The following is a 13,294-nucleotide window of genomic DNA, read 5'->3' as shown; positions in this document are numbered from 1 at the left end:
CCTATTCTCTTTATCTGATGAATCAATCAGAAATTGATGTCAAGGAGGGGAACACCCTTTTGAGTACCTCAAAGAAAAAACGTATCGACCCCCGCTTCAAACTCCCGAACATGCCTTACACCTACCCAGACATTCAACGAGCCTGGAACTTTCTCATGAATGAATTTCATGCCGAAAAAATTGGACTCCTTCACCCGCTTCTTCCTTCAGTAGACCTTCCACAAAAGGTGTGGTCTCACCACTTAGGAGGGGGAGTGAGACTCGATTTTGCCAAAGATGTGAAAACCGAGCAATTAAAATGCCTCACCATGGTTGCGTGGATGAAGGATGATGCCTCCAAAGACCGTTTCTTCTACACGATGGCGATGATGGTGGGGGCGATTGGCTTTTTAGATCAGGATTTTTCGTTTGTGGAAGAAGGAGTATTCTTGCTAGAGGAGATGTTCGATGGCGTAAACCTCCTCACCTTGCAAAAGAACCTGAACTATGGAGGATACACGTTCCGATGTACCGGTCACGAGGATCCGTATGCTCCGATTCTTTTGTTTAGTGCCTACCGAAACTCGTTTCAAAGGTAGAAGTTTCAAAAAGAGTAGGAGTATAATAGAAGAATAGAGGAATGAATATAGAAATAGAGAAGGAGGTGAACAAGATTGAAGAAATGGTGGATTGCCCCCGCTCTTGTGAGCGTGTTGCTGCTTGGGGGATGTGCCAATGAAGACGAATACTGGCAAGAGACGAAACGAACCGTGGAAACCATCACGCTTGGAACGGCTACCTTTCATCAAGAACTCGCCCAAAGCGACTCCTACGTCACCACCTTAGCCCTCATTAGCCTCGAGGCAGGAGAACTGAATCGAAACATTGCCAAACTGAAAAACATGGAGGTTCCGAATAAGATGGAATCCTTCCATCGACGCCTCATCTCCTCCTATGAATCTCTTTCCCTTTACTATGAAGATGTCTTGCTTCTGAGTCCTACTACGAAAGAAGAGGCCACTCCAGAGCAACTGAAAATCCTCAAAACCAAACTGAAAGACTATCCGAATGTGTTAAAAATTCATTTCGAAGAGCTCGAAGCCTTAGAATTTGAGCGAGAACGGCTCCAAAAAGGAGAATAAGCAAAAAAACAAAAGAAATTCCGTTCTAACACTAGAATTCCGATATTCTTGATGATATACTAGAGAACAGAGACCTTGAATTCCAAAGGAGAGATGAAGTTGAACAAGAAAAAAAGCAGTCTGTTAACTCTTCCCATGCTCTTAGTATTAGCACTTGGAGTGGTGGTCGCTACCAGTGTATATGGATTACTAAAGTCTACTACCGTGGACATCATGGTAGCCAAGCAAGACATTGAAGCCCGAACGAAGGTCGATCCAAGCCTATTCATTACGAAATCGGTGAACGAAGATCACTTGCCGACAGGTGCGATTCTTGCAACGGAAAAAGACAAATTACAAGACAAGGTCACCAACTCGAAAATCATTGCGGGCGTCCCAATGGTAGAAGCACAGTTTTACGGGAAAGCGGAAAAAAGTGTGTTAACGAGTGTGGTCTCGGATAACAACGTCGTGATTACGGTTCAAGCCGACCAAATCACCGGGGTCTCCAATGACTTGTCTGATGTAGACCGAGTGAACGTATATGCAACAGTCGAAACAGATGCGATTGGAGTCGCCACCGCTCTGATTGAGCAAAATGCTCCCGTACGTGCTGTAGCCAAGGATGAAAAAGGAATGCTTCAAGGGGTTTCGATTGAAGTCGAGCCAGATGTAGCAAGCGAGTTAGCCTTTGCGGTTCAAAGTGGTGCGCTTCATTTAGCGGTGGTACCTCGTGAATACCAAGACATTACTTCTAAAGGAGTAACAGGGCTTGGATTTGTTCGCAAGTGGATTGATACGGCTGACATTCCAGTGGTAGACCCTAACACCCCGGTAACAGCCAACTCGAATACGGAACAACAAGCCCCAAAATAAGATGAAGGAGGGAATCTCACTTGAATAAGATTCACGTTCTTGTGGTCGACGACGATTTACAGTGGACCGAAGATCTCCATAAAGTGTTAGCCTTAGACCCCACGATTCGTTTACTCGGGGTAGCGAACACCGCCGGAGACGCCTTAGAAAAGGCACGAGCCACCAGTCCTCATGTCATGTTAGTCAACTATGACCTTCCCGATGGCGACGGCATTCAAGCCATTCAATCCATTCAAAAACAATTTCCTCATATCGCTATCATTGGTCAAGTGAATCAACCAGACCGAAACCAGTTCCAACGTTTTCAACAAGCAGGAGCCAGAGAAGTCATTACGAAAAATGCCATTACGAGTGGAGAAGTCATTGAAGTCATCAAAAAAGTTGCACCAACCCCACAAGAAGTGCCTCAAGGATATGCCCCTCAAACTGCTCAATATGTGACAGCTCCCCCAGTACAAGTTCCATCTGCACCCCCTTACCCAACCTATCCTGCACAAGAAAATCCGAATCCGAATGGAGGCACCCCGATGCAACCGCCATATTCACAACCGCCACAAGGGCAAATGCCCCCATATCAGACTCCACCTCAACCTCAAGCGTACGGACAAGGAAATCCCTATGCACCACAAGGTGGAAATCCTTACGTTGGGCAGGGTGGTCACGCCTATCCACCACAAGGAAATCAAGCCCCTCCTCAAGGATATGGGCAACCTCCTTACGGGCAAGGACAAGTTCCGCCACAAGGAAATCCATATGGGCAACCACAAGGCTATGGGCAAGACCCATATGCAGGAGCCTCTCAAGGGTATGGGCAACCGAATCCTTACGCAACGCCACAAGCCCCGCAAGGCTATGGCCAAGAGCAAGGATTTGGTGGGATGAACCAAGGCATGCAAGGAATGAATCAACCCCCTCTGCATTCGGCGGCTCGTATTCGTACGATGGTGATTGCTGTCAATTCACCAAAAGGAGGAGTCGGAAAGAGTTCATTGAGTAAGGAGATGGCTTCGGCATTAGCACTAGCGAAAATCCCCACAAGCCCAGGTCAACATGACCGCTTGAAAGTGTGTTTAGTCGACATGGATTTGGATTACGGAAACATTGCAGCGATGTTCCGCTTAAAAAGCGTTCCGAATATCTCCAATTGGGCAGATGACATCAAAGACCGAATGAAACGAAATCCGGATGAAAAACGCTTGTTGTATTCGCCTGATCAGTTTGAGCCATACTTGCTGACGCATCAACCTACAGGGTTAAAGGTGTTAGCGGCACCGGTTCTTCCAACCCAAGCGTTGAATGTGGATGAAGGGGTAGTAGAGATCATCATTGACAGTTTAAAGAACTACTTTGATGTGGTCATCTTAGACACGGGGAACAACACGAAAGACTACACGCTTCTGTCACTTGAGAAAGCCCAAAAAACGATTCTCGTGACCACGGCTGAGGTACCAACGGTTCGTAACGTTCAGTCTTTACTGGAGACGCTTCATGCCATTCAGTATCCGAAAGACAAGTTAAGTTTAGTCGTGAACAATGTCTCGAAGCGAAGTGACATTAGCATCAATGACATTGTCACCACTCTTGGCTTACCGTTCTTAGGAAGTCTTCCGGAAGACCCTCGAGTGAAGCAGTTTAACAACTCTGGGGACGTGCTGGTGATGGCAAAAGACACAGAATACACGAACAACATCCGAAAAATCTCTCACCAATTGGTGCCGGTGTTCTCGACCAAGAGAAAACATGCTGACACGGGTGGAGCCGGAGGAAAAAAAGGATTGTTCAGTTTCTTCAAAAAATAGGAGAGAGGTTTTTCTCTCCTCGTTATAATCTTATTTCCTTAGAGGAAATAAGACTCAATCTTTTTTCCTTAGAGGAAATAAGAATCGGGTCGGATGTGTCCGACCGTTTATGGAGAAAAAGGAGTGGGGATTGGAATTCCGATTGCCACATACTTTTGCTCCTTTATTCCGATTTCTGTTCAAACAGATTTCGGATTTATTCCGATTTCTCTACGAGAAACGGATTTATTCCGAAATTCCTTTGGGAAATTCGGTTATCCCCGAATGGGGGAAAATTAGATAGGAGGGATTGCCTTTGAATCAATCAAAGTTACTTGGACAACGCTTGGCGAATTCAAGTGATGATTACCAGATGCAACAGCAATTCGCAGAATCTCAACATGCAGCCTTTTCTGGTGAAGAAATCGAAGAGCTCTCGAAAACGGTTCGAGAAAAGTTAAACAAAATGTTCGGGCAAGACATTCATACCGAACGAAACAACTACCAATTCCGTGACACGATGAGACGTGCCATTGAAGCCATTCTCAACGACCAACAAGTAAGACTTGGAGGGCTTGAGCGACAACGCTTCGTGACGGATATGATGAATGACATCTTAGGGTTTGGTCCGATTCAACCGCTTGTCGATGATGAGACGTTAACCGAGATCATGGTTGTGGGTCCAAACAAAGTGTACATTGAGCGAAACGGACAATTGCAATTAACGGACATCAAGTTCCCAAGCAAAAATGCCGTAAAACTTCTCATTGATAAGATTGTTGGTCCACTTGGTCGACGTTGTGACGAATCGACTCCCAACGTGGATGCTCGTCTTCCAGACGGTTCCCGTGTGAGTGCCTCGATTGACCCGATTGCTTTAGATGGTCCCTACATCACCATCCGTAAATTCGGAAAGAAAACCTTTACCCTGCAAGATTACGTAGGAAGAGGGTCTGCCAGTCCTGAGATGGTGCAGTTTTTAGAAGCCGCCATCAATGCCGAGCTGAACATTTTCGTATCCGGCGGTACGGGTTCTGGTAAAACGACTCTCCTCAACTGTCTTTCCAACTACATTGACCCTTCCACTCGTATCTTAACGGTAGAAGACTCTGCCGAACTTCAACTGCAACAGCCTCACGTGGAACGCTATGAAGCACGACCAGCGAACGTAGAAGGAAAAGGTGCGATTCACATTCGAGACCTCGTGATTTACGCTCTTCGTAAACGCCCTGACCGTATTGTCGTAGGGGAGATTCGTGGAGGAGAAGCAATGGACATGTTACAGGCGATGAACACGGGTCACGATGGTTCCTTAACCACAGGCCACGCCAACAGCCCAAAACAAATGATTAACCGTTTGGAAACGATGTGTTTGATGGCAGGATTAGAACTTCCATCAAAAGCGATTCGTGAAACAATTGCAGGAGCAATTCACTTAATCGTTCAAATTTCACGACTTCAAGACGGAAGCCGTAAAATCACCCATATTACCGAAGTCATCGGAATGGGGAAAGAGGCAGCAGAGATTTTGGGTTTGAAAAACTACGAGAAAGAAGTCGTGTATCTTCAAGACATCTTCCGATTTGTTCAAACCGGAAAAGACGAAGATGGGCGTGTGGTAGGGAAATTCGTCGCAACCGGTCACAAACCGCTTTGCATAGAAAAGTTTGAAAGCCACGGCATTTTCTTGCCAGCATCTATGTTTGATCCTATGGAGGTGTAAGAACCCATGATTCAAAATCCCGTCCTCGTATGGTTCTTGATTGTCATTGTGTCCGTTCTTGTAGGACTTGAACTAGACCGGTTACGAAAACAGCGTCAAAAGGATTACTTGGATGCCATGACCGCTCCGGATGTAGATGGAATGGCGCAGTTACTCGCGAAAACGAGAGATGAGCAACCGACTACTTGGGCAGAGCGAAAAACCTATGAGTTGCAACAATCAGGCATGGGCTTAACGCTTGCACGTTACATGGTCATTACGCTCATGTTAGCGGTTCTTGCGGGTTCCTTCATCTTCTTCATGTTGGGTAGTATCTACCTCGCCATTGGAGCAGGGTTTGCGGCAACTCTTGTCCCTCGTTCGTTCGTCAACTCTCGTCGAAAGAAGATGTTAGAAGAATTCAGTCGTCACTTCCGCAACACCTTAATTCGGATGAGTTCGATGATTCGAGCAGGAGGAAGTGTCAAGCAGGCAGTATACGATGTAGCCAAAAGCCGTGATGCTCATGACATGATTCGAAACGAATTTAAACTGGTTCACACGGATTTGGAGTATGGTTTCACCGCAGAAGAAGCCTTTTACCGCATGTACAACCGTACAGGCTTAGGAGAAGTCAAACTTCTCAGTACGATTGTCGAGATTCAGCGTCAAAAAGGGGGAAATCTAGCGGAATTGCTAGACTCTATGCAACTAACGATTTCAGAAGCCTACAACCAAAAGCGTGAAGTTAAAACGCTTACCGCTCAGGTTCGTTCTCAAGCCACCTTGTTAACAGCCATGCCGTTTTGTGTCATTGGATTCTTCATGATCATCAATCCGAGTTACTACCGAAATTTCGTTAATGATCCGATTGGAATTGTCATCATGATCATTGCCATTGGGATGATTCTTACTGGTAACTTCTTGATGCGGAAAATGGCGGAACCGAAGTAGAAGAAAAGGAGGTGACGAGCATGGGGTTGGTGGTAAAAACAAACCCCCTTGCTCTCGTATATGGTATTCATTAAAGACCCTTACACGCTCAGTGCCCTTGCAGGATTGGTGGTCATGTTCTTGTTCTCATTCGGAATTCCCCAACGACTCATGGGCGTAAGAAAAATGAAAAGGCACGAATGGTTGGAAGTCGTAAAACCAGCCGAACATCGTCCTCAAGATGATGCGACAACTCACCGTTTCTATGGAATGGTCGAGCCTCACATTGAACAAAACCGCCAACTGTATGATACGGTGGTGGGAGCACTCGGAATTGATGTAGAGAAGTTAGCTCGTAAAATGGAGCGAGGGAATTGGAAACCGATGAAACCACAAGAATTAGTGGGTTTACGAGTAGCCGGTCTCGTGATTGGAATTCTCGTCACCATTCTCGTGTTAGTTCTGTTCCGAGACCCTCTGTTCATGTTAGGAGCAGGCGTCGCCGTCATGATTGCGTTCGTCTATCCGGAGATCAAACTGAAAGAAATGATCACGAAGCGTCAAAAAGAGATTCAAAAGAATTTGCCGGATTTCCTAGACCTCATGGTCGTGCTACTAGATGTTGGGGCAGACCCGCAATCAGCGATTCTCCAAGTATCCAATTCGTTCAAAGATGCCACAGGGCATGAGTTCCGTAAAGCGGCGATTGATAGCCAGTTTAATGGTGGTCAATTCATGCTAGCCTTAGAACGCATGGCAGAACGAATGGATGTAGAAGATTTGTCAGAACTCGTGTCTGCGATGGGGATTGCTCAGGAAAAAGGGACTCCGCTTTCCGGGATTTTACGTGAACAAGTCAAGCGAATCCGCTATCGTCAACAACAAGACTACAAAGAACGTGCGCAGAAACTAGGAACGAAAATGCTTCCGATTCTGTTGTTCTTCATCTTAGTTCCACTCATGCTCATCCTGTTAACCCCTGCTTTCTTGGGTGGCGTGGGTGTTTAAAAAAAGTTGTGTAGAATGTCGGTAAAAACGTTGAATCATTCCGATATTCAATATATAATAAGGGAAGAGAAAAAAATTCCTCTATTCAAAACTTCTTCTGTTCCCTCTCCAAAAATCTCCCCCGAAAGGAAGTTGAAATCATGGTGAAACAAACACTGAAACGTTTAGCAAAGGAAGAAAAAGGTCAAGGCTTCTCAGAGTACGGGTTAATCTTAGGGTTAATCGCGGTTGTTGGTATTGCAGCTCTTTTAGTACTTGGACCAAAGATTGCAGCGAAGTTCAGCCAAGTCGCAGCGAACCTGTAATCTGAAGAGGAGATTTCAGACACAGTCTCCACCCCCCGAAGCCCCCGAAGAGGGGCTTCTCCTTTATTCTCTTGTATGTTTTATAGAGGAACTTCCAGCCTTCTATATCTTACCCTACCTTGAAAGGAGATTCTCTCCCATGGAACACCTCTCAACTTTTTCCTTGTATCTTGTGTTGATGTTTTCCGCCATCTCGGTGTTGACCGATCTCAAGTGGCGAATCGTGCCGAATCAATTGCTCCTCATTGGATTGGCTTTCGGCGTGTATATGCGTATGTTTGAGGGAGACTGGATCGCAGGGTTCTTAGGTGCTGGACTTGCCTTGTTGTTAACCTTGCCATTCTTCATCGCAGGAGGACTAGGAGCGGGGGATGTGAAACTGCTCATGCTCATTGGGTTCTTCACCAATGCCTCGTACTCGCTTACTTCTTTCTTCATCACCGCTCTAGTCGGTGGAATCCTCTCCATCCTGGCGATGCTTCTTTCCAAAAAACGATCTTCCGCTCTTTTTCAGTTTAAGTACATCTTCTTCTCGGTGGTGTACCTCAAGAAACTTCCCCAACTCGATGAACAATCGAGCGTCACTCTTCCGTATTGTATTCCCATTTTTGTAGGTAACGTGTTAACGATTTTGATAGCGAGGTGAATCGAATGAAACTCATTCAACATCTATGGAAGAAAAGCCGAAAGGAAACGGCACAAGTCATGGCAGAGTTTGCCCTCATTCTTCCGATCATTGCCATCATCTTAGCGATGATGTTCTCTGGTGGACAACTCTTAATGGCGAATCTAGCCATGCAACAAGCCGCCTATGAGGGGGCTCGTGTTGGGGTAACGATGCCGGATGCGACCCAAGCCGATACAAAAGCCAAAGAAGCCGCCACCAAGTTTGTAGAAAACATGCCATTTGTCGATGTGACTCAAGTTCAAGTAACCACCTACGCCCCGTCTTGGGCGAAAAAACAACCTCTTGAAGTGACGACCAAGTATGATGTGAAATTAATCTTTCCGATTCCAAACGGGGTTTTAACCCCTAAAACCAACCATACGGTGGAACGAAAGATTAAAATGGCAATTGAAAATGGATAAGAGGGAGGAAAACCAATGAAACGTTTGCTCTTTCTTGGGAAAAGTGAAAAAGGAATGAGTTTAGCGATGTGGGCCGTTCTCATCCCTGTGTTCATTTTCATGGCAGGGCTCATCCTTGATTTTGGTCGATTGTTCTTAGCCCAACAAGAACTTCAAAACGTGATGGATGCTTCGACCTTAGCCGCGGCAAATACCGGGGTGACCATCAATGATGGATTAAATCCTCCGTACTGTGTACTCCCAACTCCTGATGCTCCGAATGCGTTAAATACCTTCTTTAATGACAACATGGCTCCCATGGCAGCCGATGGCATTACCATTCAAGAACAACTCATTAACGATGGTATTGGAGATTCCCTCTATGCGGATGGGAAAGTGAGTTTAAAAGTACGCATTAGCATTCCCATGATGTTTGGAAAACTGTGGGGACTCGATTTTTGGGAAACGACCCGTACTTCGTGGTCTCAATGTTACCCAGTCTAGGGAAGAGTCTTTCTTCCCTTTTTCTTATGTTTATCCTCGTAAGCCTACATCTCATTTTCGGCTTTAGAGGGAATTTTTACCTAAACGTGGGTTCACGGATTAGGTGGTTGAGAGGAGTGAATGTGACATGCGAAAGCGTCGAGTACGCAAAGACAAGGCGGTTGACGAATCCATCCTTCAAGAGGAACAGGATTTGGAGCAAGAAGGCTCTGTCGATGAATCCGATCTCAAGGAAGACGAAGAAGAGGTGGAAACCTATCCTTCGGAAGAGGAACAGCGAGAGGAACTCTACCAAGAAGCCGATACCTTCTTAGAAAAAAGCAAGGAAAAACATGAAGAAGTAGAGGCGTTCGAAGAGGAAGAGGAGGAGGAAGAGGAAGAGGAGGAGGGAGAAGAAGTAGAAGAGAAACCCGCAAAAGAACAACCAGCAACCAAAAAGAAATCACCTTCTACCAAAACCGCTACTTCTAAAAAAGCAGAAGGAACCACCCGTTCCCAAGCCTCTCCATCCTACCGCCCGGCTTCCAAGAAAACTTCCTTTCTCCTAGCGTTCTTAGTCGGACTTCTCGTGTTCTTCATGGGTGCCTTTTTTGGCCAGTGGAGTGTCGAGGAAAAAGCCAAAGAACCAAAAACTAACAAGGAAATCTTAGAAAACATTCAAGAAGACCTTGCTCTTCATAATGTCGTGCCGCAAGATGAGCTGTACGATGTAAAAGCCACGGTTCTTGACTTGGATGTGCGAGTAGACGGTACGTATGTGACCTATGAAGTAGAGAATAACTCGCTTGATACGGTGACCATCATGAGCCACACGATGAAACTGGTGACCAAAGATGGCGACACCATCATGCCGGAGCTCGGAAAAGGAGAAATCCCGAAAACATTGTTAGGGTTTGGGCTTGCTCCAGGAACGAAAGACCAGGCAACACTTGTGTTCAAAATCAAGAAAGACCAAGAACCAGCCTTCTTCTTGATTGAAAACGTGACGAATCTGAAAAACGGAACGTGGACGTTCCAGATGGAACTCGAGTAATCCTTTTAGTTCCACCCTCCCTCTCTCATCCTGAAAATGGGACCATAGACTGGAGGAAGAGAGGGGAATCCTTTTTACTGATAGGAGGATCCCTATGATCTTTGTAAACGTTGGATTTGGGAATCTGGTACAAGTGTCCAAAATCATTTCGATTTTGAACCCGGATTCCGCTCCCATTAAACGCCTCATTCAAGAATCTCGTGATGCGGGAATCTTGTTAGATGCCACTTGTGGAAGACGTACCCGAAGTGTAGTGGTGTCTGAATCTGACCACATCATTTTGTCTGCCATTCAATCGGAAACCTTGTATGCACGTATGCAAGGAAAAGAGGCAAATGACGCAGAAGAAGCCGAATAGGTTCTCAAGGGGAAACCCCCTGAGAATCCTTTCTTATCTAATTTGTGTGCAGGAGGTGAAAGGTGTGAAAAGCGTGGAAGAAGAGTTATTAGAAGCGATTGACATCGAGGAGTTTTTTGATTGGATGGGGCTTGATATGAAGCGGGGGAGAAGTGAATACCGTGGACCATGTCCTCTCCATAACGGTGAACATCGAAACTTACAGTATAAGATTCGAACTGGATACTTTACTTGTCATTCTCGCTGCAAAGGAATTGGTAATGTCATTTGGTTCTATGCCAAACTAAAAGGTATCTCCAAAGAGGGTGCCATTCGAGAACTTGCGAAATGGAAAGGCATTAAAGTCGGAAAGAAGAAGATGTTCATTCCCTTTGTCGTGGAGAACAAATGCGTTCAAGTGGAAGAAAAAACCCTCGTGCAAACCCTTCCCACGCTTCCTTCCTCTGAAACCCATGGTCTCATTCCTTTAACGGAACATTTTCGCTTTTCACAAAAGGTCCTCACGCGCTTTTCCGTCAAAAAAGGTATACGAGGGCGGTATTGGAACCGCTCTGTGTTTCCGATTTACGATTTAGAAGGAAGATGGATTGGCAATAGCGGAAGATGGGAGGGAGAGGTGAACGAAGAGACCATTCGCTATCTGTACTCTCCTGAGCCGTTCCTGAAGAGCCATGTGTTGTACGGAATGCATCTCGCAAAAACGTCTCCTTGTTGGATTCTTCATGAAGGGGTGACCGATGTAGCGAGTGCCTACACCCATGGAGTAGAGGCGATTGCCACCCTTGGAGCGGATCTATCCATAGAACAAGCCGAACTTCTTCGGCAGCATCCAAAACCTATCGTGATTGCATTTGACGGCGATGAAGCCGGAAAAAAAGCCACCCACCGAGCGATTAAACTCCTCACCGAAAAACACCTTCCTCTCCTATATGTCATGGTGTTTCCAGATGGAAAAGACCCAGGTGACGTTTCGATGGAAGAATACCACCGACTCCTTGCGACCAAGATCCCTGCCATGCACTACCTTCGCCAATATCCTCTACCCTAGACTCCTCTCTTAGCGAAAGGAGTCTTTTTGTATGAATAATACATCTTGATAATGAAATAATAAGGGTATATAATATGAATATATGAATGAAATTAAACCACTCTCTCACCACGAGTGGGGTTAGCATGTGAATACACCTATCTTAATTCCTGATTCTTTCTTCCTTAAAGGAAAAAGATTGTAAGGATTTAAGACTAGAATAAACCCTTCGTCTCTCTCCTTTTTCACCCACCGAATCCGAACCCTCGGATGTTATGGGGAGAGTTAAACATTAAAACTAATATTCGTTATTACGAAAGGGGAAAAACAAATGCTTAACCAATTGTTTTCAAATGCTCCACATCCTTCATTCATCATCATTCCGGCAATCATGATTGTCATGGCTTTCATTTTCATTTGCTTCCTTGTGGTTTCAGTATCAAGTGTGGTGCTGAAAATACGTGAAGTAAAGAATCAAGGCACGATCTCTAAAATCGCTGGAGATTTGAAGAAGGATGAGCTGTTGCTTAAACTTTTCACGCAACAAGGTTCTTCTGACGCTAGTGGCGATCCTGTGGATATGCTTCTTCGTCATAAGGTGGCTCAAACCATGAGTCAACCTCAACCTTCAAAAGCACTCAATACCGGTCGGATTCGAGATCTTGCTCTTACGATCGCGGCTATTGGAGTCATCATTACCGTTTTGTTCTAAGTTTAATTTTCGCTCGATACTCTGGTCGAGGTACATATTTTTTGTACCCTCTCCCCCCTTATAGTCGACCTCCGAATTTCGGAGAAAAATCGACTCACTTTCGGTTTCAACGCCTTCTGGCGATTCTATATCACGATAATTGGAGGAGATTGAATATGAAGGAAGCGACTCAAGAACTAAACCTAAAGATTAAAGGAAAAGCCGTCAAAATCCCTAAAGAAGACCACTACTTCACCGAAGAAGACACCCCCGTCATTAAACATGCTCCGCTTAAGAAACTCGCTGAAAAGTTTAGTGTTCGTGTCGAGGATGTGAAGTTAGAAGCCACGCTCATGACGACTGAAGGCGTTCCATACGTGTCTCACCGTGCATACGGAAAAGACGAAAATGGAAATGTCGTCACGGCGGTTGGAGAAGCGGGTCCTTACTCCCTAGATGGACTAGCAAGTAACTACCCGTTCATCATGAGCAACAAACGTGCAGAAGACCGGTTGTTGATTGCTCTACTTGGATTGGAAGGTGTGGTGTATTCGGAGGCTGAGATTTCTGAAACCTCTGGTCAAAACGCTTCTGCTGCTCAAAGCAACCAAGATCCGGCTCAAATTCCGTTTCCTTTTGGCAAACACAAAGGGAAAACGTTAGAGCAGATTAAGGATGCTGACATCCAGTACTTGCAATGGTTTACGTCAAGTTACACTCCGCGTAACCCGAAAGACAAGCAACTGGTGGAAGCAGCGAAACAAGTATTAGCGGCTTAACCAAAAACGAGAGGAAAGGGTTTCCCCCAATCCTTTCTTCTTTATAGCGGATTTCACTCCGCTTTTTTTCGCCCTCAATGCGTTTGGTTTTTCCTTACGCTTTGAATAGAGCGACGATTTGGATGAATTCGA

General features: G+C 45.5%; 17 protein-coding genes. All 17 read left to right on the top strand.

From position 1 onward, the window contains the following. Positions 1 to 59: 59 nt before the first annotated feature. The 17 genes from ACFYKX_RS10035 (at position 60) to ACFYKX_RS09955 (ending at position 13,162) form a co-directional block, all read left to right on the top strand. Positions 60 to 578: a hypothetical protein gene (locus tag ACFYKX_RS10035; protein ID WP_389360650.1), complete on the top strand. Its 519-nt coding sequence runs from the start codon at positions 60 to 62 to the stop codon at positions 576 to 578. Between the two features lie 75 nt (positions 579 to 653). Beyond that, on the top strand, positions 654 to 1,121 hold the full coding sequence (locus tag ACFYKX_RS10030; protein ID WP_389360648.1) for a hypothetical protein: 468 nt from the start codon (positions 654 to 656) through the stop codon (positions 1,119 to 1,121). 99 nt (positions 1,122 to 1,220) lie between these two features. Further along, positions 1,221 to 1,976 carry a Flp pilus assembly protein CpaB gene (gene cpaB, locus ACFYKX_RS10025; RefSeq protein ID WP_389360646.1) on the top strand — a complete coding sequence of 252 codons (756 nt, stop codon included), beginning with the start codon at positions 1,221 to 1,223 and terminating at the stop codon, positions 1,974 to 1,976. Positions 1,977 to 1,996: 20 nt separating this feature from the next. Further along, positions 1,997 to 3,775 carry a response regulator gene (locus ACFYKX_RS10020; RefSeq protein WP_389360644.1) on the top strand — a complete coding sequence of 593 codons (1,779 nt, stop codon included), beginning with the start codon at positions 1,997 to 1,999 and terminating at the stop codon, positions 3,773 to 3,775. A 123-nt stretch (positions 3,776 to 3,898) separates the two neighbouring features. Beyond that, a complete protein-coding gene (locus ACFYKX_RS10015; RefSeq protein ID WP_389360642.1) occupies positions 3,899 to 4,054 on the top strand; it encodes a hypothetical protein in 156 nt (51 codons plus the stop codon). Positions 4,055 to 4,070: 16 nt separating this feature from the next. Further along, positions 4,071 to 5,477 (top strand): CpaF family protein, encoded by a 1,407-nt coding sequence (locus ACFYKX_RS10010; protein ID WP_389360640.1) that lies wholly within the window; start codon positions 4,071 to 4,073, stop codon positions 5,475 to 5,477. Positions 5,478 to 5,483: 6 nt separating this feature from the next. Continuing rightward, positions 5,484 to 6,410, top strand: a complete 927-nt coding sequence (locus ACFYKX_RS10005; RefSeq protein WP_389360638.1) for a type II secretion system F family protein — start codon at positions 5,484 to 5,486, stop codon at positions 6,408 to 6,410. Positions 6,411 to 6,530: 120 nt separating this feature from the next. Beyond that, the gene (locus ACFYKX_RS10000) at positions 6,531 to 7,397 is read left to right on the top strand and encodes a type II secretion system F family protein (RefSeq protein ID WP_389360636.1); all 867 of its coding nucleotides are present in this window, start codon (positions 6,531 to 6,533) and stop codon (positions 7,395 to 7,397) included. 140 nt (positions 7,398 to 7,537) lie between these two features. After that, positions 7,538 to 7,702 carry a Flp family type IVb pilin gene (locus ACFYKX_RS09995; protein WP_389360634.1) on the top strand — a complete coding sequence of 55 codons (165 nt, stop codon included), beginning with the start codon at positions 7,538 to 7,540 and terminating at the stop codon, positions 7,700 to 7,702. A gap of 139 nt (positions 7,703 to 7,841) precedes the next feature. Next, on the top strand, positions 7,842 to 8,348 hold the full coding sequence (locus ACFYKX_RS09990) for an A24 family peptidase (RefSeq protein WP_389360632.1): 507 nt from the start codon (positions 7,842 to 7,844) through the stop codon (positions 8,346 to 8,348). 5 nt (positions 8,349 to 8,353) lie between these two features. Then, the gene (locus ACFYKX_RS09985) at positions 8,354 to 8,791 is read left to right on the top strand and encodes a TadE/TadG family type IV pilus assembly protein (RefSeq protein WP_389361190.1); all 438 of its coding nucleotides are present in this window, start codon (positions 8,354 to 8,356) and stop codon (positions 8,789 to 8,791) included. A gap of 15 nt (positions 8,792 to 8,806) precedes the next feature. Further along, positions 8,807 to 9,274 carry a TadE/TadG family type IV pilus assembly protein gene (locus ACFYKX_RS09980; RefSeq protein WP_389360630.1) on the top strand — a complete coding sequence of 156 codons (468 nt, stop codon included), beginning with the start codon at positions 8,807 to 8,809 and terminating at the stop codon, positions 9,272 to 9,274. A gap of 127 nt (positions 9,275 to 9,401) precedes the next feature. Continuing rightward, the gene (locus tag ACFYKX_RS09975) at positions 9,402 to 10,307 is read left to right on the top strand and encodes a hypothetical protein (RefSeq protein WP_389360628.1); all 906 of its coding nucleotides are present in this window, start codon (positions 9,402 to 9,404) and stop codon (positions 10,305 to 10,307) included. 94 nt (positions 10,308 to 10,401) lie between these two features. Continuing rightward, positions 10,402 to 10,665, top strand: coding sequence for a DUF370 domain-containing protein (locus ACFYKX_RS09970; protein WP_389360626.1), 264 nt, complete (start codon positions 10,402 to 10,404; stop codon positions 10,663 to 10,665). A 64-nt stretch (positions 10,666 to 10,729) separates the two neighbouring features. Further along, positions 10,730 to 11,713, top strand: a complete 984-nt coding sequence (locus ACFYKX_RS09965) for a toprim domain-containing protein (RefSeq protein ID WP_389360624.1) — start codon at positions 10,730 to 10,732, stop codon at positions 11,711 to 11,713. A 310-nt stretch (positions 11,714 to 12,023) separates the two neighbouring features. After that, a complete protein-coding gene (locus ACFYKX_RS09960) occupies positions 12,024 to 12,404 on the top strand; it encodes a hypothetical protein (RefSeq protein ID WP_389360622.1) in 381 nt (126 codons plus the stop codon). A gap of 155 nt (positions 12,405 to 12,559) precedes the next feature. Continuing rightward, positions 12,560 to 13,162 carry an exodeoxyribonuclease X C-terminal domain-containing protein gene (locus tag ACFYKX_RS09955; RefSeq protein WP_389360620.1) on the top strand — a complete coding sequence of 201 codons (603 nt, stop codon included), beginning with the start codon at positions 12,560 to 12,562 and terminating at the stop codon, positions 13,160 to 13,162. The last annotated feature ends 132 nt before the right edge of the window (positions 13,163 to 13,294 follow it).

Source organism: Cytobacillus spartinae (assembly GCF_042865285.1).
Classification (GTDB): domain Bacteria; phylum Bacillota; class Bacilli; order Bacillales; family Cytobacillaceae; genus Robertmurraya_A; species Robertmurraya_A spartinae.
Note: the sequence above shows the minus strand (reverse complement) of the source record. Positions and strands in the feature narration are given on the sequence as shown.